Annotated in this window: 15 protein-coding genes; 11 read left to right on the forward strand and 4 right to left on the reverse strand. The window is 48.9% G+C overall.

The features are described 5' to 3' along the window. The first annotated feature begins 44 nt into the window (after positions 1 to 44). From OCV59_RS00285 to spoVAE, 3 genes are all read left to right on the forward strand, one after another. Positions 45 to 533, forward strand: coding sequence for a SpoVA/SpoVAEb family sporulation membrane protein (locus tag OCV59_RS00285; RefSeq protein ID WP_262583976.1), 489 nt, complete (start codon positions 45 to 47; stop codon positions 531 to 533). A 125-nt stretch (positions 534 to 658) separates the two neighbouring features. Next, positions 659 to 1,717 (forward strand): stage V sporulation protein AD, encoded by a 1,059-nt coding sequence (locus tag OCV59_RS00290; RefSeq protein WP_147592329.1) that lies wholly within the window; start codon positions 659 to 661, stop codon positions 1,715 to 1,717. An 83-nt stretch (positions 1,718 to 1,800) separates the two neighbouring features. Next, on the forward strand, positions 1,801 to 2,154 hold the full coding sequence (spoVAE, locus tag OCV59_RS00295; protein WP_147592330.1) for a stage V sporulation protein AE: 354 nt from the start codon (positions 1,801 to 1,803) through the stop codon (positions 2,152 to 2,154). A 160-nt stretch (positions 2,155 to 2,314) separates the two neighbouring features. Here the strand turns inward: spoVAE and OCV59_RS00300 are convergent, their stop codons facing one another. After that, a complete protein-coding gene (locus tag OCV59_RS00300) occupies positions 2,315 to 5,254 on the reverse strand; it encodes a transglycosylase domain-containing protein (protein ID WP_147592331.1) in 2,940 nt (979 codons plus the stop codon). 166 nt (positions 5,255 to 5,420) lie between these two features. Between OCV59_RS00300 and OCV59_RS00305 the strand changes: the two genes are divergently transcribed. The 5 genes from OCV59_RS00305 (at position 5,421) to OCV59_RS00325 (ending at position 14,911) form a co-directional block, all read left to right on the forward strand. After that, positions 5,421 to 7,790, forward strand: coding sequence for a DNA internalization-related competence protein ComEC/Rec2 (locus tag OCV59_RS00305; RefSeq protein ID WP_147592332.1), 2,370 nt, complete (start codon positions 5,421 to 5,423; stop codon positions 7,788 to 7,790). A gap of 19 nt (positions 7,791 to 7,809) precedes the next feature. Next, the gene (holA, locus tag OCV59_RS00310) at positions 7,810 to 8,880 is read left to right on the forward strand and encodes a DNA polymerase III subunit delta (RefSeq protein WP_147592333.1); all 1,071 of its coding nucleotides are present in this window, start codon (positions 7,810 to 7,812) and stop codon (positions 8,878 to 8,880) included. A 224-nt stretch (positions 8,881 to 9,104) separates the two neighbouring features. Then, positions 9,105 to 9,623, forward strand: coding sequence for an NADH-quinone oxidoreductase subunit NuoE (nuoE, locus tag OCV59_RS00315; RefSeq protein WP_147592334.1), 519 nt, complete (start codon positions 9,105 to 9,107; stop codon positions 9,621 to 9,623). An 11-nt stretch (positions 9,624 to 9,634) separates the two neighbouring features. Further along, a complete protein-coding gene (locus OCV59_RS00320) occupies positions 9,635 to 11,383 on the forward strand; it encodes an NADH-quinone oxidoreductase subunit NuoF (RefSeq protein WP_147592335.1) in 1,749 nt (582 codons plus the stop codon). An 18-nt stretch (positions 11,384 to 11,401) separates the two neighbouring features. Beyond that, entirely contained in the window at positions 11,402 to 14,911 is a 3,510-nt protein-coding gene (locus tag OCV59_RS00325; protein ID WP_147592336.1) for an FAD-dependent oxidoreductase, read from the forward strand. 190 nt (positions 14,912 to 15,101) lie between these two features. Here OCV59_RS00325 and OCV59_RS00330 read toward each other — a convergent pair whose 3' ends face one another. Both OCV59_RS00330 and OCV59_RS00335 read right to left on the reverse strand, forming a co-directional pair. Then, a complete protein-coding gene (locus OCV59_RS00330; protein WP_147592337.1) occupies positions 15,102 to 16,682 on the reverse strand; it encodes an acyl CoA:acetate/3-ketoacid CoA transferase in 1,581 nt (526 codons plus the stop codon). A gap of 44 nt (positions 16,683 to 16,726) precedes the next feature. Then, complete coding sequence (locus tag OCV59_RS00335; RefSeq protein ID WP_147592338.1) at positions 16,727 to 17,503, reverse strand: enoyl-CoA hydratase/isomerase family protein; 777 nt, start codon at positions 17,501 to 17,503, stop codon at positions 16,727 to 16,729. A gap of 276 nt (positions 17,504 to 17,779) precedes the next feature. On the opposite strand from OCV59_RS00335, the gene OCV59_RS00340 reads away from it, so the two are divergent. The 3 genes from OCV59_RS00340 (at position 17,780) to OCV59_RS00350 (ending at position 22,221) form a co-directional block, all read left to right on the forward strand. Continuing rightward, on the forward strand, positions 17,780 to 18,481 hold the full coding sequence (locus OCV59_RS00340; RefSeq protein WP_147592339.1) for an ABC transporter ATP-binding protein: 702 nt from the start codon (positions 17,780 to 17,782) through the stop codon (positions 18,479 to 18,481). Between the two features lie 13 nt (positions 18,482 to 18,494). Next, complete coding sequence (locus OCV59_RS00345) at positions 18,495 to 21,431, forward strand: FtsX-like permease family protein (protein ID WP_147592340.1); 2,937 nt, start codon at positions 18,495 to 18,497, stop codon at positions 21,429 to 21,431. A gap of 76 nt (positions 21,432 to 21,507) precedes the next feature. Beyond that, on the forward strand, positions 21,508 to 22,221 hold the full coding sequence (locus tag OCV59_RS00350) for an acyl-[acyl-carrier-protein] thioesterase (protein WP_262583978.1): 714 nt from the start codon (positions 21,508 to 21,510) through the stop codon (positions 22,219 to 22,221). Between the two features lie 224 nt (positions 22,222 to 22,445). Here the strand turns inward: OCV59_RS00350 and gdhA are convergent, their stop codons facing one another. Then, positions 22,446 to 23,813, reverse strand: coding sequence for an NADP-specific glutamate dehydrogenase (gene gdhA / locus OCV59_RS00355; RefSeq protein ID WP_147592342.1), 1,368 nt, complete (start codon positions 23,811 to 23,813; stop codon positions 22,446 to 22,448). Between the last annotated feature and the right edge of the window lie 305 nt (positions 23,814 to 24,118).

Here is a 24,118-nt window from a genome sequence, read left to right on the forward strand (position 1 = left end):
ATAATAAACGAGACGGTAAAATGAACAGGGGGAGAGTTGGAGAGATGACTGGCAACAGAAACGACGATAACAAGGGTATGCCTGAGAAAAAACAGATCGCAAAGGCTTATGAAAAATATTCTGAGAAGTTTACGCCGAAGCCGAAGTATTTAAAAAACTCGCTAAAGGCTTTTCTGACAGGAGGAGCGATATGTATGGTGTCTCTGTGGGCTGAAAACCGGTTTATTGCAGCCGGTGCATCTGAAAAAAATGCGTCTGCGTATGTGGTGATGCTGCTGATAATGTCGGCGCAGCTGCTGACCGGTCTCGGATGGTTCGATACGATAGGAAAATTCGCAGGAGCGGGAGTGATAGTTCCGATAACGGGATTTGCGAATTCGATGGTGGCTCCGGCGCTGGAGTACAAGAAGGAAGGTGTGGTGCTTGGCGTCGGTGCGAAGCTGTTTTCGCTGGCCGGGCCTGTGCTGGTGACCGGTATAACTATCTCTATGGTAACAGGGTTCATATACTGGCTGATCGGTATCTTTCTGTGAACTGACCAGTGTGGAAATGATCAGCGCGGATATGGACTGATCTGTGCGGATATGGCTTGCCGGTGCGGACAGCCGTATCGCAGGCAGTGTTGTAAGCTGCAGCGTAAAACTCTCAGGAGGTTGTGATGAAAGGCAGAAAACAGACTATTTTTTTTAAAAACAGGCCATATATCATAGGCACGTATTCCATAGGCGGCGTCAAGGAGGACGAGGGGCCTATGCATGAATGGTTCGATCAGTGTCTGGAGGACGATACCTACGGGGAGAAAACCTGGGAAAAAGCGGAAAGCAAGATGCTGAAGACAGCTATAGTGAAGGCAATGGAACGTTCGGGAAAGAGCAGTGATGATATAGGCGCGATGCTCAGCGGTGATTTGCTCAACCAGCTGATGTCATCCTCTTTTATGGCGAGAGATATGCACATTCCTTTTCTGGGGATGTATGGTGCATGTTCGACGATGACTGAATCGATGATACTCGGCTCTGTCCTGGTGGACGGCGGATACAGTGACAATGTGATCGCCGGCGCATCGAGTCATTACTGTACTGCTGAGAGGCAGTTCAGGATGCCGCTCGAGCATGGTAATCAGAGGCCGCCATCTGCTCAGTGGACGGCTACAGCGGCAGGTGCAGTGCTGATTGCTTCGGCGGACAGCGATAGAAGGATGAGTTCGGATGAGAACGGCAGGGTGAGCAGGATCAGACGTATACGTGTAGAAAGCGGCACGATCGGGAAAGTCATCGATGCCGGTGTGAAAGATGCCAATCAGATGGGGAGCGCTATGGCGCCGGCTGCTGTAGATACACTTCTCAATCATCTTCAGGATACGGGGAGGACTCTGGATCACTATGATGCTGTGTTTACCGGGGATCTGGGATTCATAGGCAAAAGCATCGTCGAAGATCTGCTCGTCGATGCGGGATTTGACAAAGCGGTGATAGATGCTGTATACGATGACTGCGGCGCGATGATATATGAAAAGGAGCAGGATGTTCACAGCGGCGGCAGCGGCTGCGGCTGTTCGGCGTCGCTTTTTGCCGGATATGTATGCGGGAAGCTCAGAAAAGGCGACTTCCGCAAAGTCCTGATCATGTCCACAGGTGCGCTTTTATCTACTATAAGTCCGTTCCAGGGGGAGTCCATTCCCGGAATAGCCCATGCGGTTTCGCTGGAGGCAGAGTGACGTGCAGGCAGGGATCTCATAATAGATAAAGAACAGAAGAAAAATAAAATAAAAAGTATCTGAGAATGGAGTGAAGTGTTGACATGGATTATATATATGCTTTCGTAACGGGAGGCGCTATATGCGTCGTGGGACAGCTGCTGATGGATGCGACGAGGCTTACGGCGCCGAGGGTGCTGGTGCTGCTGGTCTGCGCCGGAGCTGTGCTGCAGGCTTTCGGGTTGTATGAATACCTCGTCCGGTTCGCAGGAACGGGCGCCAGAGTACCGCTGCCGGGGTTCGGGTACAATCTGGTCAAAGGTGCTGTTGAAGGCGCAGAAAAAGGGCTTTTCGAGGCAGTTACAGGAGGATTGAAAGCGGCGGCAGGGGGGATAACCGTAGCTATAGGCTGGGGATATCTTATCGCTGTGATATTCAACCCCAAGTCGGTAAGATGATATGTATTAAAAAGATCTCTGCGTCAAATGATCAGTATTCGGCGGAGTCGACTTTTGTTCTATAAAAAAACAGTGACTGACAGATGTCGATCACTGTTTTTGTCATTATTCAGAATTCAGATCAGCGGGGCCGGTCGTGTTTATGAGGTGTATCCTATCATCAGTTGTTATCTCCGCTGCTTGAAGATTCGCTGCCTGATGAAGGTGTCATCGATGATGACTCTTCACTGCTGGACGGCTCTTCACTGCTCGATGGCTGGGTAGTGGATTCCCCCTGAGTTGCGGAAGGTGTGAGTCCTGTCTTGGAATACGTTCCGTCGGTGTAATATTCACCGCCGTAGCTTATTACATTGCTAGGCTTTTCTCTGAAAGAAGCTCTAGGAATGTCAGCGCAAACTCTTTCCATGATATTTGACCAGAAGCTTGCAGACTGCGCACTGCCTGCAGTAAGGTCTATGTTTACATCGTTACCCATCCATAATGCTGCGGAATACTGCGGTGTAAAGCCTGCGAACCATGCATCGTAGTTGTTATCGGTAGTACCGGTCTTGCCGCCTACCGGCTGTGAACTGATATTGGCGTTGCCTGCGATACCCTGCGTTACTACAGTGTGAAGTATATCAGTCATTATCCATGCTACACCTTCGTTATATACCTGTTCACCTTCCGATGATTTCTCGAAGAGGACTTCATCCTTTGAATTGAGAACCTTTGTATATGAAATAGGGTTTTTGTAAACTCCTCCATTCGGGAATGTAGCGTATGCTGCAGTGAGCTCGAGAGGGGAGATACCCTGTGTCATACCGCCCAGAGCAAGAGCTGCAGGATTCAGGTCGTTTACTTCACCTTCGTCATCCACTGTTGTTATACCGACTTTCTTCAGCATGGATGCTGCATAATCAGGACCGATCTGAAGATAGATCTTTACTGCGCAGACGTTTACTGACTGCTGAAGCGCTGTACGGAAGGACATCTGGCCACGGTAACCGCTGTAGAAGTTCTTAGGCCATGTCGCACCGTTAAATGTAAGAGGTGCGTCGTTGATGATGCTTCCGGCAGTTATGTATTTGCCCCAGTTGCTTCCGTCACTGCTGTCGAGGCTCATTGTCTTGCCGTCTTTTTCATATTCATAGCTCATCTGGAGAGCAGGTCCGTATACAGCGATAGGCTTTACGGATGAACCAGGCTGTCTAGGGTTTGTAGCTCTGTTGAAGAGCTGTTTTCCGGATGTGCCTCGTCCGCCGATCATAGCTTTGATTTCACCGGTCTCGTTCTCCATGATAACCATCGCAGCCTGCGGCTGTCTGGTCTTCTGTTTGAGACTGTAGTTGCCGCTGTTGACGGTATAGCTGTCTCCGCTCTTTACGAAGAATTCAGGGTAGTCCGTGAAGAACTGTGCCGAAATGATTGCGTTTCCGTCACCGTCGACTGTCTTGTAACCCTGAGGGATGGAAAGTGCACCGCTTTCTATGAAGTAGAATGTGCCGCCTTCGCTCGTGTACATTCCCTTGAATTCTATGCTTACGTCAGGCTCGTCGTTGACTTCTATCTCATAGATATTGAGTCGTTTTCCGGCAAGGATCTTCATGCTGCCGTCGCTCTCCATAGTGTATTCGTCGCTTGTCAGCGTGAATTCATCATTGCTGTTGAAATAGTGCGAGTAGTCGTATAGAAGTATATCTCCGTTATCGTCAAGCAGGTCTCCGGAACTGTTCGTTCGGGCATATCCGATGCCTGCGTAGTTGCTGTCATCGCTGAATTCATCTTCGACGATGGACTGTATGCTGGAATCCATAGTTGTGTAGATCTTGAGGCCGCCTGAATATATCATATTCTGCGCATCGGAGCGATCCACACCGTATTCGGATACTATGTCGTCAGTGAGCTGATCGACTGCGTAGTCGGTGAAGTAGGAAGTGAGGCTTCCGCTTGACGATATGCCGAGCTTCATGTGGTTCTTGAGGTCATCATTCAGGCACTCGCTTTCCTGTTCAGCTGTTATGTACCCTGCATTCTTCATGTTTACGAGTACTGCATCACGTCTGTCTTTTGAGATATCTCCGTTGTACAGATAAGTGACAGAGTCCACACTTGTGAGCACAGGCAGCGATGTATTGCTGTTGTCGTAGTCAGCCTTGATCAGCGCATATGTGTCAGGCGACTGAGGCATAGCTGCGAGTGCCGCGCATTCGAGCGTATCCAGTTCAGGAACATCTTTTGAAAAGTATGCCTGTGATGCAGCCTGTATGCCGTATGAATTGAATCCCAGGTAGATAGTATTCAGATAGGCTTCCATTATTTCTTCTTTTGTTAGGTTTTTCTCAAGTACTATCGTGCAGTAAGCCTCCGAGATCTTTCTGCTGAGACTTCGCTGGCTCTTGATCTCAGACAGGTAAACGTTTCTCGCAAGCTGCTGAGTTACCGTACTTGTACCGCTTATCTGACCGCCTCCGAGTACGCTGTCCTTGATTGCGCCGACCATTCTGATAAAGTTGAAGCCGTTATGCGACCAGAACTTCTTGTCTTCTATGGAAACGACTGCGTTGACCATGTCTTCAGGGATATCGTCGTATTTTACGATAGTTCTGTTGCCATCGGAAAAATAGAGATTTTCGATCTCATTGCCGTCAGAATCATACATTACCGATCTCTGTGAAAGCATCGAATAAATATCATCTGTATTGATCTTAGGTGCTGTAGTGAACACGATACCTACGTAGATACCGACAGCCATGATCAGTCCGACAACGAGCAGGGCTGCAGATTTCAGTACTATCGAAAGAGTGGTGTCGTTTGATTTCAGGCCGTTGCTGTTTGCCATTTTCTTAAGGAAAGATGCACGCTTTCCCGATCCTGCAGATGAAGATCCGGCCTGCTGTCTGCCCTGTGCCGAAGCTGTGCGGTCAGTCGGTCTGCCATTTCTGCGTGAATTGTCTCGGCCGCTCCGGGATGATCTTCTCCTGCCCGCGACACTGCTTTCCGTATAAGCGGTGCCGACATTGTCTGCACCGCTGCGATTAGCCTGATCTGCCGGTGTCTGAGGCTGATCAAACTGAGCGAAAAACTCATCATCTGTTTTGTTGTTATATTTATCAGACAAAATCTTTTCCTCCTAGTTTTTTGAATTAGTCGACATAATTATACCATTAAAGAAATGAAAAGTAAAAGAAAATAGGCAAGTTTCACAGAGCCTTGACAAAAATAGTTTTATGGAATAAAATAGAAAAAAAGTAAAAATAATCAAACAAAGTGAGGCGGCGCAGCAAATGGACAAAGGGGACGGAACGAGAAATTGCAGTGTGAGGAGACCGCTGCTGTACATAGTGTTTGCATTTGCAGCTCCTGTCGCTGCAGGGTATTACTGCGGGCTAAAAGTCCTGATCCTGACTGCAGCTGCATGTATGCTGATGCTGGCTTTAAGCAGCCGGAAATGGCGACTGCCTGCGGCACTTTGCATGGTGCTCATTTCGTATCTGGCAGGCACTGCGAATTTCGTGATGTACGATATTGTAAGGGGCGCACCGGTGCTTCAGGATGGTGAAGTTTATGAAATGACGGGGAAGACAGTGCAGATAAGTCAAAAGGAGATGAGTGACGGCACATGCAGGCATCAGTACAGGATCAGGATATACAGACCAGGCGGCAATATCATCTCATCTCGTGATGTGCTCGCAGTGAGATATTCTGAGAATGCCGATGATGGCATGGTGCCGGGCGATATCATAAAAGTGAAGGGCACTGCAGAGCGTCCTTCGCCGGGGAGAAATCCCGGCTGTTTCGATTATTCGCTGTATCTCAGATCTGTAGGTATAAATGATGTGATAAAAGCTGACAGCGTGGAGGTGCTGGATGGAAAAGGGATGCACACGGTTGCCGGCCGGCTGTATGTGTTCAGGGAAACGTTCCTTTCAAAGCTTGAGCAGAAGGCGGGACACGATGCATCGTCGATGATGGGGGCGATACTGTTCGGGGAAAAAGATGAGATGGATGAGGATGTCCTGGAGGAGTTCCGGAAAAACGGCACGGCGCATGTGCTGGCGGTAAGCGGACTGCATATAGGGATCATCTATGCTGTGATATCGAAGCTGTGGAGATGGGGAAAAGGCAGACTGTATTTTGCCGCGACCATGACGTTTTTCTGCTGCTATGCAGTGCTTGCATCATTTTCACCGTCGGTGACAAGAGCGGTGTTCATGATAGGACTGCATCAGTTCGCGATACTGACAAACCGGAGATACGATCTGTATTCGGCAGCATTCTGCACTGCTGCGGTCATGATGATGAGAAATCCCATGAGTATTTTCAATACGGGGTTTCAGATGTCGTTCCTCGCAGTGCTGACTATGATGATGGTGATGCCTGCAGCTGAAAAAATATATAAAGGTATATTCACGGCAAGCCTTTCGGTGCAGGCGGGGCTGATGCCGTACGTCGCATATGTATTCAACTATCTGTCTCCGGGTGCAGTGCTCGTGAACGTGCCTGTGATTTTTCTTACCGGTATCATAGTGCCGATGGGGCTGTGCGCCATGGTCTTTTCCGTATCGTCGGACGGATTGTTTTCTGTCGTATCTGCTGCAGCGGCAGGTCTTTGCAGGATGATGACTGTGCTTAACCATGTTTCAGCTGCAGACGGTGTGACGGTTTTTGAGGTGACGTCTCCCGGAAAGGGCACGCTTGCGTTTTATTATATGTCACTGATGGTATTCCTTTCGGAAGAAGGGCGTCTGGCGATAAAAAGAAGGGGCGGGAAGAAGTTTATACCTCTGATGCTGTCTGCGGTGCTGCTTGTTTCGTTTTCTTTAGGGGAAATATGCGGCAGCGGTTTTGAAAAGGCAGATTTGACTTTCGTGGATGTAGGGCAGGGAGACTGCATACATTTCAGGACAGAGGACGGCGGAAATTATTTTGTCGATGGAGGCGGCAGCATAAATTACAATGTAGGGAAAAAAGTACTGAAGCCGTATCTGCTGAAAAACGGAGTGAAAAAACTGGACGGGGCCTTTGTGACGCATCTGCATACTGACCATTATAAAGGTATCGCAGAGCTTTGCAGAGAAGGGATGATCAAACGTCTCTATCTGTATGAGGGCAACCGCCCGAGAGAAGAAGAGATACTGCGCGAGACAGGGCTTGAACCTGAAGCGCTGACATATCTGTATAAAGGGCAGACTGTGCAGCTTTCAGCGGAGACAAGCGTAAGAGTCCTGTGGCCTGAGAGAAAAACAGCCAGAGAGTATGAGAAGCTGCTGCAGCAGGAAGAGGACGAGAATCAGTCGAGTCTGATCATGAAGATCTGTATGCGGGATGTGAGCGTGATAGCCACGGGAGATGTTGATGCGGATTGTCTTCAGAAGATCGGAGAGGCGTGGCGGAGCGATATATGCTGCGATATACTGAAAGTAGCCCATCATGGCAGCCGGTACAGCTACAGTGGGAAATTCATGGAGCAGGCAGCGCCCTCATACGCTGTGTTCCAGGTCGGAAAAAACAATTTCGGGCACCCTGACAACGGGGTTATTGAAAATTACCGGCAAAACGGTATAATGGTATACAGAAATGATAAGGACGGAGCTGTCGGCTTTGACTTTTCGGATGACGGGAAGGCAGAGGTGATGACTATGTTAAGACAGTGATAAAGAGGAAAGGCGACTGATGGCAGCGGAGCGTTACAGAGAAAAGGAACATGCATTCATAACTATAGGCAAGGATATAAAAGCGGGGAAGATACCGAGTCTCGTGCTCCTGTGCGGCAAGGAGGAGTACCTTATAAGATGGTACACCGATGCGCTCATCAGAAAATATGTGTCAGAAGCATGCAAGGCTATAGATCTCGTTGTGCTCGAGGGCGAGGATGCATCGGCGGGAAAGATAATAGAAAGTCTGGAGACAGTCAGTCTGATGTCAGAGAGAAAGGTGGTGCTGCTTCAGGATTTTGCGCCTGCGATGGGGAACGATCTGAAAAGCATGCCTGCTGATGATCTGAAGATGCTGATCGAATATTTTTCGGACATACCGGAAGAAAGCCTGCTGCTGATAACGGCGCCTGAACAGGGTGAAAAGAAAAGCGGGAAGAACAAGATCAGGACGGCCGTGGAAAAGAACGGCAAGGTGTATGATTTCCAGCCGCTCAAGGACGCCCAGCTGAGGAGTTTCATCGAAAAACGGTTCAGGGCTGCAGGAAAGAGTTACACGTCGTCGGTGATAAATCTGATAATGTCGGAGAGCGGGTACGGCAACAAATCCATCGAATACAGCCTGTACAATCTGGAAAACGACCTGAAAAAAATAATAGCGCACAGCGGAGCTGCACCGGAGATAACAGCTGCAGATGTAAGCGACATAATAGCTGCGAATCCGGAAAATAACGTATTTGCGATGCTTGACGCGATCGGCAGGAACAGAAAGGACGAGGCATTCAGACTTTTACACAATCTGCTCAACATGGGAAGCAGTGTGTTCCAGCTTCTGGGGCTGATCACAGGTCAGCTGGAGCTTATCCTGTCAGTCAAGGAAATGAAAGACGAGGGTGTTCCTCCCGGAAGTATCCATAAAAAGCTTGGTATGCACGAGTTCAGAGTGAAAAAGGCAATGGCTGTCACAGGGCTTTACTCCATGGCGGATCTGCGAAACGCGCTGTCTGCTGCATATGAGGTGGATGAGAATATAAAGACAGGACTTATGGAAGATTCTCTAGCACTGGAGTTTTTTATAGCGAAGCTGTAAAAAAGTCCGGAAATATCTGAAATCACTCACGCGATTCCAAATTCGCGCGGGGCGTATTTTATCTGAATTTGTTACGAAACCTATAAATTGTTTTATAGTGCCGTTGTTGTGCTACATGTTGCGCGCCAGCGGTATTTTTGTTATAATAAAAACGTTCGAATTTTGTGTAAATATTGTAAATATGTTATTGTGTATCGTGTAAGTGTATTTTAGGAGGAACTAACATGAGTGAAAATTGTTGTAGCTGCGGTTGTTCTCAGAGCAGAGAAGAGCAGTTCAGGGAGCTTGCTCCTGTGCTGGAACAATACGCAAAAGTGCCAGGCAGTTTGATCACTATTCTGCAGAAGACTCAGGATATCTACGGATATCTTTCAGTGGATGCTATAAACTATATATCTGAAGTGACAGGTATAAAGCCTGCGAAGATCTATGGTGTGGCTACTTTTTACGCACAGTTCAGACTGAAGCCTGTAGGCAAATATCTGATCATGCTGTGTCAGGGTACCGCGTGCCACGTAAACGGTTCGGAGATGATCGAAGAAGCTGTGTGCGAATATCTTGAGATCAAGGACGGAGAGACTACCGAAGACGGTATTTTCACGCTGAACAATGTGGCATGTCTCGGATGCTGTTCTCTGGCGCCTGTAATGATGATAAAGAGTTCAGAAGGCGATGAGACATACGGAAATCTCACAAAAGATTCTGTAAAGAAGATCCTTGCTGAGATCAGAGAAAGGGCATAGGAGGTAGCGGAATGAAAGTAGTAATCGGACAGGGAAGCTGCGGCGTGGCTACAGGAGCCAGGAAAACAGCGGCTGAATTCGAGAAACAGATAGCAGATAAGAATTTAGATATAAATGTCGGGATCACGGGATGCGTGGGAACATGTTATCTTGAACCGATCGTAGACATATATGATGATAACGGCGAAATGACAAGATACGTCAAGGTGCAGCCGGAAAAAGTCGAAAAAATCGTTGAGGAACACCTCGTCAACCACAAGGTGGCAGAGGAATATGCGATCTCTGATGAAGACAAGCAGTTTGTCGGCAGGCAGCAGAGAGTCGTTCTCAGAAACTGCGGTGTGATAAATCCTGAGGATATAGAGGAATATGTTGCCGCAGACGGATACAAGGCTATAGAAAAAGTGCTTTCTTCTATGACTCCGGATGAAGTAATAGAAGAAATAAAAATATCAGGACTCAGAGGCAGAGGCGGCGCAGGCTTCCCTACCTGGTTCAAGTGGAACGCTGCAAAGCAGAGCCCGGGAAACGAAAAGTATCTCGTATGCAATGCCGACGAGGGAGACCCGGGCGCATTCATGGACAGATCAGTCCTCGAGGGAGACCCGCATTCACTGCTTGAAGGAATGATCATAGGCGGTTATGCGATGGGAGCGAACCACGGCGTGATCTACTGCCGTGCAGAGTATCCGCTCGCGATCAAGAGACTTGAGATCGCAATGGCCCAGGCAAGAGAAAAAGGATTCCTCGGAAAGAACATATTCGGATCGGGATTTGACTTCGATATCTACATCAAAGCCGGTGCGGGCGCATTCGTGTGCGGTGAGGAGACTGCACTGATAGCTTCACTGGAAGGTGAGAGAGGTATGCCTAGACTCAAGCCGCCGTTCCCGGCAGCAAAGGGATTCTGGCAGAAGCCTACAGATATAAACAACGTTGAGACGCTGGCTAACGTTCCGTGGATCATCTTCAACGGCGGTGCCGCATTCGGTGCGATGGGAACCGAAAAGAGCAAAGGTACGAAGGTATTCGCTCTCGCAGGAAAGATCAAGAAGGGCGGACTCGTAGAAGTGCCTATGGGCCTTACGCTCAACGACGTGATCTTCGGCATAGGCGGAGGAATCAAGAAGGACAGGCAGTTCAAGGCTGTACAGATGGGAGGTCCGTCAGGCGGATGTATCCCTGCACACCTGATCGAAACACCTGTAACTTATGAAGATATAAACAAGACAGGCGCTATCGTAGGATCCGGCGGTATGATCGTAATGGACGAGGATACATGCATGGTAGACATGGCAAGATACTTCCTCAACTTTACAAGAGACGAATCATGCGGAAAGTGCAACTACTGCAGGATAGGAACGAAGAGAATGTTGGAGATCCTGGAGAGGATCACTGAAGGCGAGGGAAAAGACGGAGACATCGAGCTTCTGGAAGAGCTTGCAATGAAGATAAAGGACGGCTCTATGTGCGGACTCGGTCAGACTGCGCCTAATCCTGTACTGACTACGATAAAGTATTTCAGAAATGAATACGAAGATCATATCTACAACAAGAAATGTACTGCAGCATCATGCAAAGCGCTCGTTACATATACGATCACAGATGCATGCAAAGGCTGCACATTATGCTCAAAGAAATGTCCTGTCGGAGCTATTTCCGGCAGCGTAAAGGAAAAGCATGTCATCGATCAGGACAAGTGCATCAAGTGCGGCAAGTGTCTTGAAACATGCAAATTCGGAGCCATAGAGAAGAAATAAGGGAGGAGGAAAAGAAAAATGAACAAGTTCAGACTTAATATAAACGGCAAAGAAGTTACAGGATTTCCTGGTCAGACTATCCTTGAAGTTGCCAGAGAAAATGACATTTTCATTCCAACTCTCTGCTTCGATGAAAGAACCAGGATATACGGCTCGTGCGGCCTTTGCATGTGCGAGATGGAGGGCAACCCTAAGCTGTGGAAGGCATGTGCGACTGAGATCGCTCCGGGAATGGTGATCCGCACGGATACAGAGAGGGTCATCGAATCGAGAAAGACGAACCTCGAGCTGCTGCTTTCGAACCACCAGGGAGACTGCAGACCGCCTTGCGTACTGGCATGCCCTGCACAGACAGACTGTCAGGGATATGTAGGTCTCATCGCCAACGGCGAGTATGAAGCGGCTCTTGAGCTGGTCAAGGACAAGGTGCCGCTCCCGGCGTCACTGGGAAGAGTATGTCCGCATCCATGTGAAAAGGAATGCAGGAGAGGTCTCGTAGACGAGCCTATCTCGATACAGTGGCTCAAGCGTTTCGTAGCCGATCAGGATCTGGCAGACGAAGACGTGTTCATCCCTGAGTGCGACCCTGATACAGGAAAGAGAGTAGCGATCATAGGCGGCGGCCCTATGGGTTTGTCGGCAGCGTACTTCCTCAGACAGATGGGTCACGAGGTGACGATATTCGAAGCGATGCCTAAGGCAGGCGGTATGCTGAGATACGGCATCCCTGAGTACAGACTGCCAAAGGCTGTGCTTGACGAGGAAATTTTCACCATCCAGAGAATGGGTGTTGAGATAGTGACAGATACGAAGATCGGCAAGGATATCCCGTTCGAAACTGTTAAAGAAGATTTTGACGCAGTGCTGCTCGGCATAGGAGCATGGATCTCGACAGGAGTCGGATGCAAGGGCGAGGATGCTGCAGGAGTCATCGGCGGTATCGACTTCCTCAGGAAAGTGGTAAGAAACGAAGAGATCGAACTCGGAGAGAAAGTAGCGATCGTCGGCGGCGGAAACACTGCCATGGACGCGTGCAGAACTGCCGTGAGACTCGGAGCAAAGGAAGTCTACAATATTTACAGAAGAACGAAGGATGAAATGCCGGCTGACATGGTCGAGATCGAAGAGGCAGAGGAAGAAGGCGTTATCTTCAAGAACCTTACGAACCCTCTCGAAGTAGTCAAGGACGAAAACGGACATGTAAAAGAAGTAGTGCTGCAGGTGATGGAACTCGGCGAGCCTGACGAGTCAGGCAGAAGAAGGCCGATACCTGTAGAAGGAAAGACAGAAACGATAGCGATCGACACTATGATACTGGCTATAGGTCAGGCTGTAGACGCATCGATATTCGAATGCGACAAGACGAGAAAGAACGCGATCGCATACGATAAAGAGACATTCATGACAAGCATACCCGGCGTATTTGCAGGAGGAGACTGCGGTAACGACAAGATCTCGATCGCGGTTGAAGCTATCGCAGATGCGAGAAAGGTTGCGGACAGCATAGATGCGTACCTCGACGGCGAAGTTATCAGATACGAGAAACCGTTCTTCGTTGAGAGGGATGATATAACGGAGATGACTTTCGAAGACAGAGAAAGACTTTGCAGACCTGAAATGCCTCAGCTCAGCGCAGAAGAGCGCAAGGGCAACTTCAGCGAAGTCATCCCTGACGGATACACTGCAGAGCAGGCAGAGGCAGAGGCTATGAGATGTCTCGAGTGCGGATGCCACGACTACTTCGAATGCAAGCTGATAGATTTCGCACATCAGTACGACGTTCATCCTGAGAGACTTGCAGGTGACAAGAACCTCGTGGAATACGAGGATGCTCATCCGTTCATCGTGAGAGACCCTAACAAGTGCATACTCTGCGGCCTTTGCGTGAGAGTCTGCGACGAAGTTATGGGCGTAGGCGCGTTAGGTCTCGTGAACAGAGGATTCGACACTGTCGTGAAGCCGAACCTCGAAAAACCGCTCATCGAATCGGGATGTATCTCATGCGGACAGTGCGTGAGCGTGTGCCCGACAGGCGCTCTGCAGGAAAGAACGACAATGATAAAGGAAACACCTGTTGCAGCGGTAGAGACGGATACGACATGCTCGTACTGCTCGGTAGGATGCAGCCTCAAGCTGGAATCATATGCTGACATGCTGATAAAGGCAAACCCTGACAGAGAAGGCACAGTCAATGCAGGTCTGGCATGCGGCAAAGGCAAATGGGGATTCGACTGTTCGATGCTCGAAGACAAGCTGGAAGAGCCTCTTGTAAAGGATGCAGACGGCTTCAGAGAGACGGATTATCATGAAGCTCTCGTACTTATCGCAAAGAGATGCCAGTCTACAGGCGCGAAGTACACGAAGGATGCGATCGGTGTTGCGATCTCAGACAGATATACAAATGAAGAAGCTTACGCTATAAAGACTATGGCGGAAGATATGGGTGCAAAGGTGTTCTGCATGAACAGCAGAAAGAGCGGTATCGCTCAGGTCATCGGACACGACGCATCACCTAATACGATAGATGAGCTCCTGTCGACAGAAGTGATAATCGCGGCAGGGTTCAACGCAGCAGACAATCCTGTTATACAGCTCAAGCTCAAGCAGGCTGCAGAGAGAGGTGCAAAGGTGATCCTGATAAATCCTGAAGATTACCCTCAGGATATGAGTTACCTTGCAAAGGAGATCTACACTGCAAATGATCTCAGATTCATCAGAGAGATCGCGAAGGCAGTGGCAGACAGCGGCAAAGGCACTGCAAAGGCAGGCTTTGAAGCATTCGCAGAAAGCCTTAAGGATGTAAAGGTAGGCGAAGAGGCTCAGGCTGTAGCTGATATGTATCTGAACGCTAAAAAGGCGATGATCGTATTCAATCAGAACCTGATCACAGAGGATGCGGCAGCATTGCTCGCGGATATCGCACTGGCAAGCGGTCATATCGGAAGCCCTAGAGACGGTATACTTCAGGTAAAAGCGAAGAACAATTCTCAGGGACTCGTAGACCTCGGAATAACTGCAGGCGCAGAGGCTCTGGAAGGAGTGAAGGCGCTGGTGGTATTCGGTGAAGAGGCTGATATCGACACCGATGCTCTCGAGTTCCTCGCAGTATGCGATACACACATGACTCCGCTTGCAGCGAAGGCAGATGTAGTGATCCCTGGAACAGGCTTTGCATCGACTGACGGTACTTATACGAATACAGAGAGAAGACTGCAGCTCGTTCAGGCAGCGATCGATGAAAACATCGAGCTCAGCAACTGGGAAGTGGCAGCAGAGATCTCCCATATATTCGAGATAGAGCACGACTGGGAAGACACTGAAGATATTTCCATGGAAATGAACGATAAGGTACCAGCATACAAGTATGCTGAGATAGATGAGGTGCTTGGCGGAGTGCTGGTTCCGACAGCTGAAGCGAAACTCGTTGCAGTAGCTGATGGAAAGTTCGCAGATCCGATCAAGTGCACTGACAGCCTTATGAATGTGATCGCGGAAAGACTTCCGAAACCGGCAAATCCTACAGCATAGGCGCATATTGCTGTGAGCCGGACCTTTTCCTGCATGACAGCAGGGAAATAGATGTATTAAATAAAGAACATACGATACACTTTAAAAAAGAGCGTTGCATGATGTTTATATCATGCAGCGCTCTTTTGCAATGTGCGTCAGCAGAATCATACCGGTTTTGCCGGATATGAATGGATCATTTTCCGTATAGTTACTTTTTCAGTGATATCCCCATCTTCTCCGGTCGGAACAGTCTTTCGTCCATTAGCCTGAGGTCTTTCGAAATGACCGGAGTGAAATCCATTTTGCCGAGGATATCTTTTTCGAGGTCGGCTCCGGGAGCGATCTCTATAAGGGTCAGCCCTTCAGGCAGGAGTGCGAACACGGCGCGCTCGGTGATGTATATCACGTGCTGTTTCCCCTTGTCCAGCGAGTTTTCGCCGGAGAAGGTGATGTGGTCGACGTGCTCCCTGAACTTGATGTGCGGCCCGTCCTTGACGATATTCAGCTTTCCGTCCTCTATGCGCATATCGCTTTTTCCGGCTGTGAATGTACCCATGAAGCATATGTTCTTGGCTCCCTGCGTGATATTGATGAATCCGCCGGGGCCCGGCACCTTTCCTGCAAATCTCGAAACATTGACGTTGCCGTGCATGTCGATCTCCGCAGATCCGAGGCATGCGTAGTCTATGCCGCCGCCGTCGTAAAAGTCGAACATATCGGGCTGCTTGAGGATCGCGTCAGGGTTGTATGCCGCGCCTGTCGCGATGCCGGGAGCAGGTACTCCGCCCATCACGCCGGACTCGATGCTGGCAGAAACCTTTTCGATCAGGCCCTCCTCGTTTAGTATGCTGGAGACATTCATCGGAACGCCGATACCCAGGTTGATGAAAGAGTCTTCCTTTATTTCGAATACACCCCGCCTGCATATTATCTTTTCGGGACTGAGCGGTATGCTTTTGATTTCCTCGAGCTGTATCTTCTCGTCGCCGCACCACGAATCGATCGGATCAGGCAGTCCTTCGATGAAGTGCTGGCCTGTGTTTCCGGGAGAGCCGAGTATCACGTAGTCGACGAGGGTGGATGGCACCGTCACCTGCTGAGGGTGGATAGTTCCGTGTTCTACGATCTCATCGACCTGTACCATCACGATACCGCCGGAATTCCTGGCTGCGGTGGCCATTTCCAGCTGCTCGAGATGCATCGCTTCCTTTTCGAGCGATATGTTGCCCTTTTTATCGGCTTTTGATCCCTTGATGATCGCGATGTCTATGGAAAAGGCAGGGTAGAACAGGCAGTCGGAGCCGTTGAGCTGTATCAGCTGCACGGGACGCTCGTCGCATGCCTTTGCCGCGTCGTTGATGCAGCCGCCGTCTATGCGAGGGTCGACGAATGTCTTCATGCCGACTTCTGTGATGATCCCGGGCTTTCCTGATGCGATCGCACGCATCATGTGGGAAAGAACGCCTTGCGGTATCATGAAGCACGGGAAGGCGTCTTCCGTTATCAGAGGATATATTTTGTTTGCGAGACTCAGGTTGCTGCAGAGAAATCTGCGCATCAGGCCCTTGTGTGCGAAATGATTGATACCGCGGTCTTTGCCGTCACCGCCGATACCGGCAACGTTCACGACTGAAAGCGATGACGGATGTCCTTCGCGTACGAACCTCGACTCGATCTCTCCCAGTATGTCGTCTGCGAGACAGAAACTGATGAATGCATCGATCGCCACGGTCGAACCGTCAGGTATCATAGATGCAGCTTCTTTTGCGTTGATGAATTTTACAGTCATATCTTACCTTTCAAGTTTTCAACTATGTTCGGACAGATTTATATCTATCTGTTTTTAAAGTGTATCTCCTTTTTCTTTTCGAGGAAAGCGCCCATGCCGGTCTTCTGGTCTTCCGTCGCAAAAAGTGCGCTGAAGTTTTCTCTCTCAAAGAGGCAGCCGCTCTGTATGCTCATGTGATCCGACGCGTTGATCGAGCGCTTTGCGGCGCGGACAGCCAGCTGTCCGTTTTTTTCTATGTCGTGGCAGAGAGCCAGTGCCTCGTCTGTCAGGCTGCCTTGGGACGTGACGCGGTTCACGAGTCTGAGTTCCTTTGCTGTCTGCGCATCGATTATCTTCGCTGTGTAGATCATCTCTTTTGCGGCGCCGGTACCTATGAGGCGAGGAAGTCTCTGAGTGCCGCCGGATCCGCATATCACACCCAGGCCGGTCTCGGGAAGTCCCATCTTCGCATTTTCACTTGCAAGCCGTATGTCACATGCCATGGCAAGCTCGAGACCTCCGCCCAGTGCATAGCCGTTTATCGCGGCGATCACAGGTTTGTCCATGTTCTCTATCCTCATGCAAAGGTCGCACGCGAGTGCAGCCCAGGGCATGATGGACATCTCGTCTTTTTCGTACATTTCAGAGATGTCGGCGCCTGCGATGAAGGATTTTCCCGAACCTGTGATGATGATCGTATAGATATCGGGATCAGATTCAGCCCGGTCAAGCGTTTCGTTTATCTCTGCGATGAATTTTTCACACAGCGCGTTGAGAGTTTCCTGCCTGTTCAGCGTTATCAGGGCAGTATGCCCGTTTTTTTCGTATATTATGCTGCCCATTTAGCACACCTCCTGAGGTCAGCTCTTTATGTATCCATATTCAAAGTCAGTATTATAATTATAACATAAACTCTGCGGGAAAAGAAAAGGAAAGTGCGTCATAAAGAAAACGTGCATCTTTACATAATAAACATATTAGTGCGACGTATTCTTCAATTTATATTGTCATAATCTTTATATAAATGTAAAATAGTAGGAAAGATCATAGGCGGTCTTTGTGAGCCTAAATACAGTAGTAAGGAGAATGCGGGGCGGTTCAGCCGTGCGGTCATGCGTATGTCATTTGTAAAATTTGAAAATGTAGGGAAGATATATAAAACAGGAGATGTCGAGGTCAGAGCACTGCACGATGTCAGCTTTGAGATAGAAAAGGGCGAGATATGTGTAGTCGTGGGGCAGTCGGGTGCCGGAAAGACGACGCTGCTCAATATACTCGGCGGTATGGATACGCTCAGCGAGGGCAGGGTGACGCTGGACGGGCGGGACATATCGGCGCTGACGACCAAACAGATGGCAACGTACAGGAGATGGGACATAGGCTTCGTGTTCCAGTTCTACAACCTGATACCTAATCTTACCGCGCTCGAGAATGTCGAGATCGCGTCGCAGCTTTCGAAAAAACCGCTCAGCAGCGAGGCGGTGATGAAGGCTGTAGGGCTTGCGGACAGGATGGACAATTTCCCGGCACAGCTGTCCGGCGGCGAGCAGCAGCGTGTTGCGATCGCCAGAGCACTGGCAAAAAATCCGAAGCTTCTTCTCTGCGACGAGCCTACGGGAGCTCTTGACTATGAGACGGGAAAGGCGATACTGAAGCTGCTGCAGGATTCCTGCAGGAAAGGAGGCATGACAGTCGTCATAATAACTCACAATTCGGCGCTGACTGCGATGGCAGACAGAGTCGTGAAGATCAAAAACGGCACGGTGGCGTCTGTGTCGCTAAATGAAAATGCAGTCCCTGTGGAAGAGATAGAGTGGTAGAGGAAAAGGATATATGTCGGGTAACATTTATGGAAGAAGTATAAGAAGGACTATATTCGGCAGTATGGGAAGATATATAGCCATACTGGCGATAATCGCACTGGGCGTGGGATTTTTCGCAGGTATCAAGGATACAAAGGATTCGATGATGCTCACGTGCAATAAATATGTGGATGAGTACAGGCTGTATGATTTCAGGCTGCTGTCGACCTATGGATTCACCGATGAGGATGTGGAGGCCATAGCCGGTGCAGACCGAGTGTCGGCAGCGGAAGGATCGGTTACAGCTGACTTTTTTTCAGAGGATCGCAGCGGGAATTCCATCATACTCAGAGCGCACTCGATCACTGAGAATGTGAACAAGGTGGATCTTCTCGAGGGCAGGATGCCTGAGAAAGCGAACGAATGCGTGGTAGATGACCATTTCTTTTCGAAAAAAGATATAGGCAGCACGATCAAAGTCAGTGATGAGAACACTCAGGCTGAGAAGGACGCGCTGAAATACAGCGAGTATAAGATAACGGGAATAGTGAACTCCCCCTATTATCTGATGAAAGAGGAGCGCGGTACGACGTCGCTCGGCGACGGCAGCATCAGAGCGTTCATATATGCGCCACTCGACGGATTCACCTCCGAATATTACACGGAGGTGTTTGTCACGTCTGAAAAGCAGGGATTCGTTTTCAGCGATGAGTATTATGCGAATATGAAGAAGACTGAGCCTGCTGTAAAGAAGGTCGCGCAGGAGCGCATGCAGATCAGATATCAGGAGATCGTCAGCGAGGCAGAGCAGCAGATAGATGATGGACAGAAAGAGCTGGATGACGGCAAGGCGGAGCTCCAGTCTGAAAAGGATTCTGCATATGCAAAGCTCAGGCAGTCTAAGAACACGCTGGATCAGAAGAGCGCTCAGCTGAGCTCGGGAAAGCAGCAGCTCGCTGCACAGAAGAGCACTCTCATTTCGCAGAGGGAGCAGGTCGCAGCAGGCATAGCACAGCTGCAGCAGCAGATCGCAGCAGCAGATCCGGAAACGCCTGAAGAAGTGATCTCCTCGATGAAGACACAGCTGGCACAGCTTCAGGGAAGTCTGGCGCAGATAGATGCAGGTTTGGCGCAGGTGAGCGAGGAAGAAAAAAAACTCGAGGCAGCACAGCAGCAGCTCGACAATGGTTACAGTCAGTACAGCTCGGGCAGAGCAGAGGCGGACAGTCAGTTCGCATCTGCAGAAGCAGAGCTTGAAGAAGGGAGTCAGGAGCTCGACAAGGCGAGAGAGGAACTCTCGGGACTCGAGGAACCTGAGCTTTATATACAGGACAGGGAAGACAATATCGGTTTCGGCTCGTTTGAAAGCAATGCCGACATAGTAGACAGCGTGGCAAAGATATTTCCTGTGTTTTTCTTCCTGATAGCGGCGCTGGTGTGCTCTACGACGATGACCAGGATGATCGATGAGGAAAGGACGCAGATAGGCGCGCTCAGTGCGCTGGGATACACGTCGGGCAGGATCATGTTCAAGTATATGATCTATTCAGGCTCGGCGGCGGTGATAGGATGCACTGCAGGATTCCTTGCGGGTTCGAAATACTTCCCGTATTTCATATGGATCGCATACGGAATGATGTTCGGATTCGCACCGCTCGAGTTCTATTTCAACTGGAAACTGGCACTGATATCGCTGCTCGTCTCGCTACTCTGCTCGACAGGTACGACGTATCTCGCATGCAGAGGTCAGCTGGCTCACATGCCGGCTGAGATACTGAGACCAAAAGCGCCGAAATCAGGAAAGCGCATACTGCTGGAGCGTGCAGGGTTTATATGGAAGCGTCTCAGCTTCCTGCACAAGGTGACGGCAAGGAACATATTCAGATACAAAAAGAGGATGATAATGATGATCCTCGGCATCGGCGGATGCACATCTCTGGTGCTGGCAGGGTTCGGTATAAACGACTCTATAGCCGGTATAGCGGATCATCAGTTCTCGCAGATAGAAAAATATCATATCACGGTGGCGTTCGATTCTCCGGGCTATGATAACAAGACCGGTTTCGAGAGTGAATATTCCGATTCGCTGGCAAGCACCGCTATGCTGCAGCAGACTTCTACAGATGTAAAGAACGGCAAAGTCACGAAATCGTGCAGTCTGATGGTAACGGACGACAGTGATATCATGAAGGCTGTGGATTTCAGGGAAGATGGAAAGAAGCTGAAGTACCCCGGCAGGGGTGAGGCGATGATAAACAACAAGCTTGCCGATATGCTGGGAGTCGGAGACGGTGATACGATACAGCTGAATTATGATGATACGCATACTGTAAAGCTCAGGGTTTCAGGCATCTACAGGAACTATGTTTCTAATTATGTCTATATCAGCAGTGAAACCTATGAGGAAGAGATGGGAAGGAGATACGAGCCTTCCATGATGTTCGTGACGCTCAGGGACGGAGAAGACATACAGAAGACTGCAGAGAGCATAAACAGCTTTGACGGAGTCATCGGGATATCCGTGAACGAAGATGTAAAGGCGAGAGTCGACGATATGATGGTCAGTCTGAACTATATAATAATACTGGTCATCGGATGTGCCGGCGCGCTGGCATTCATCGTGCTGTTCAATCTCGGAAATATCAATATCACGGAAAGAGAGCGCGAGATAGCTACTATTGAGGTGCTCGGATTTTATCCGCGCGAGATGGGGTCGTATGTGTTCAGAGAGAATTTCATACTTGTACTTCTGGGGATAATCATGGGACTGCCGACCGGATTCGTGCTGCACAGCTTCATCATGAGCCGCATAGTAGTCGACGCCGTATCGTTCAATCAGGTGATCGAGCCGATCAGCGTCCTGTGGACCGTGCTGGTAGTACTGGGATTCTCGATAATAGTGGATCTGATCCTGAGGAGAAAGCTGAGACGCATAAACATGGCAGAATCACTGAAATCAGTGGAGTAACGAAAATGTACATCATTGTGTGCCACAGATCATGAGACAACGATTATATTTATAGCTGGATATGATGGAGGAAAATATGGACAACGTTCTTTTGCTTAAGGAAAAGACTGCATTCAGGAATAAAGATTTTGATGAAAACGGCAATGTCAGAGCTTCTGCGCTGCTGCGGCATTTTGAGCAGATCGCGACCGATCATGCGGAGCTGATGGGGATCGGGCATGATGACCTGATGAAGAAAAACCGGATATGGGTACTTTCAAAGCTCAGATTCAGGATGCATGGAAAGATCAGGGCAGGGGAGCTCTACGACATAGCGACATATCCATCCATGGGCAGGGGCGCGGCATACCCCAGAGGATACTATATCTGCGACGAAGATGAAAACCTGATCGTATCCGCCATGAGCCAGTGGTGCATAGTGGATTTTGAAACGAGGAAGCTCGTGAGGTCAGCACTGGAATTTTCCGGGGAATATATAGATATCCCTGCATTTGAGGAGAAGATAGAGAAGATAAAGTACAGCGATCCGCAGGCGGCAGGAGCTCATACCGTTACCGAGGAAGATCTCGATATAAACTGCCACGTGAACAACTGCAGATATGCGGACATGACGAGCGAGATACTGGATCGCAATGATTTTCAGAGCTTCACGATAAATTTTCTGAAGGAGACTGTAGTTGGAGACAGGATCGATATGTTTATGGAAAGGGCAGAAGACGGCAGCGATATTGTCGTCGGCATGCTTGAAGATGAGTCTGTGGTGTTCCAGGCGAAGGTGACGTATTTATAGGAGCGATCAGCGTTTATGATCACGTTCCGTCGTTAAAGATAATAATTAAATTTATTAAAGATGTCCCGTGTCGAATAGCATTTAGCGTTCGGTGCGGGTTTTTCTTTGTGCAGCGATATTTTCTGCATAATAAAAAGAACGGCATCACAGATACCGTTCTTTTCTATTTATATGTAATTATAAACTACATAATTAAAAAGTGTGAGACATTTAAATGCTATGGTTTATACTAAACCCTGTTCCATCATTGCCTGAGCAACTCTTTCGAAACCAGCGATGTTAGCACCCTGTACCAGAGCGTTCTTGTTGTCATAGTACTTTTCTCCAGCGTTAGCACAAGCGTTGAAGATGTTTCTCATGATCTGGTGAAGCTGTGCATAAACGTCTTCGTGCTGGAATACAGTGTGTCCTGCGTTCTGTCCCATTTCGATGCATGAGCAAGCAACACCGCCAGCGTTAGCAGCCTTAGCAGGTCCAACAGCTGTCATGTTGTCCATCAGGTAAACGAGAGCGTCGTTTGTTGTAGGCATGTTAGCACCTTCGCAGTAGAACTTGCAGCCTGATTCAACGATGTTCTTAGCGTCTTCCATGTGTACATCATTCTGCATAGCGCAAGGGATGAAGAGGTCAACCTTAACGTCGAAGTCTTTGCAAACTCCCCAAGGCTTCTTGCCAGCAACGAATGTAGCTTCTGGGAACTTCTCAGCGTAAGGAGCGCAGATGTTCTTTCCTGATGATCTGAGGTCGAGCAGGAATGCGATCTTTTCGTCAGTGCTGATTCCTTCTGGGTCGTAGATGTATCCGTCCGGACCTGAGATAGTTACGCACTTAGCTCCGAGCTGCTGCAGCTTCCAAGCTGAACCCCAAGCTACGTTACCGAATCCTGAGATAGCAACTACTTTGTCTTTCATTTCTTCGCCGTTAGCCTTCAGCATTTCTTCAGCATACCATACGATACCGAATCCAGTTGCTTCTGATCTTCCGAGAAGTCCGCCGTAAGGGATTCCTTTACCAGTGAGAACGCCTTCGTATCTGTCAACGATTCTCTTGTACTGTCCGAAGAGGTAACCGATTTCTCTTCCGCCTACACCGAGGTCTCCAGCAGGAACGTCAGTGTTAGGTCCGATGTGTCTGTATAATTCAGTCATGAATGCCTGGCAGAATCTCATTACTTCTGCATCTGACTTACCGTTAGGATCGAAGTCTGAACCACCCTTACCGCCGCCGATAGGCAGACCAGTTAAGCTGTTCTTGAAGATCTGTTCAAATCCTAAGAACTTGATGATTCCAGGATATACGTTTGGAGCAAATCTCAAACCACCTTTGTAAGGTCCGATAGCACTGTTGAACTGATATCTGTAGCCTTTGTTAACCTGCACTTTACCTGCATCGTCAACCCATACTACTCTGAAAGTAACTCCTCTTTCAGGTTCAGTCAGTCTTTCGAGAAGAGCAGCTTCTTCATACTCAGGATGCTGTTCAATAACCGGCTTTAATGAAATAAGTACTTCTTCTACTGTCTGGTGAAACTCTAATTCGCCAGGATTCTTCTGCTTACAAAGCTCAATACATCTTTCAACATAATTTGACATTTTTTTTCTCCTCTTTTTTAAATAAAATTTCGCAAAGTTGGTAATGCCTTGTTACACTAAATATATCACTTTGTTAAATTGCAGTCAATGGATTTAAATTGTTTATTGGAAGTTGTAATTTTCTGACAAAGACAAAACAAACCGTGAAAAATACTCGTTCCTCATATCGCCGCAGATGTTTGTCCGGCGGCGGTATGCGTGATATAATATATAAGGCACAGGCGGCGGACCGCAGGCCTGCACAGATAATACAGAAATATCGTTTTCGATATAGTTATAGATACAGTTACAGATCGACGGGGGAA

Source organism: Brotomerdimonas butyrica (genome assembly GCF_025567305.1).
In the GTDB taxonomy this organism is placed as follows: domain Bacteria; phylum Bacillota; class Clostridia; order Peptostreptococcales; family Anaerovoracaceae; genus Lentihominibacter; species Lentihominibacter butyricus.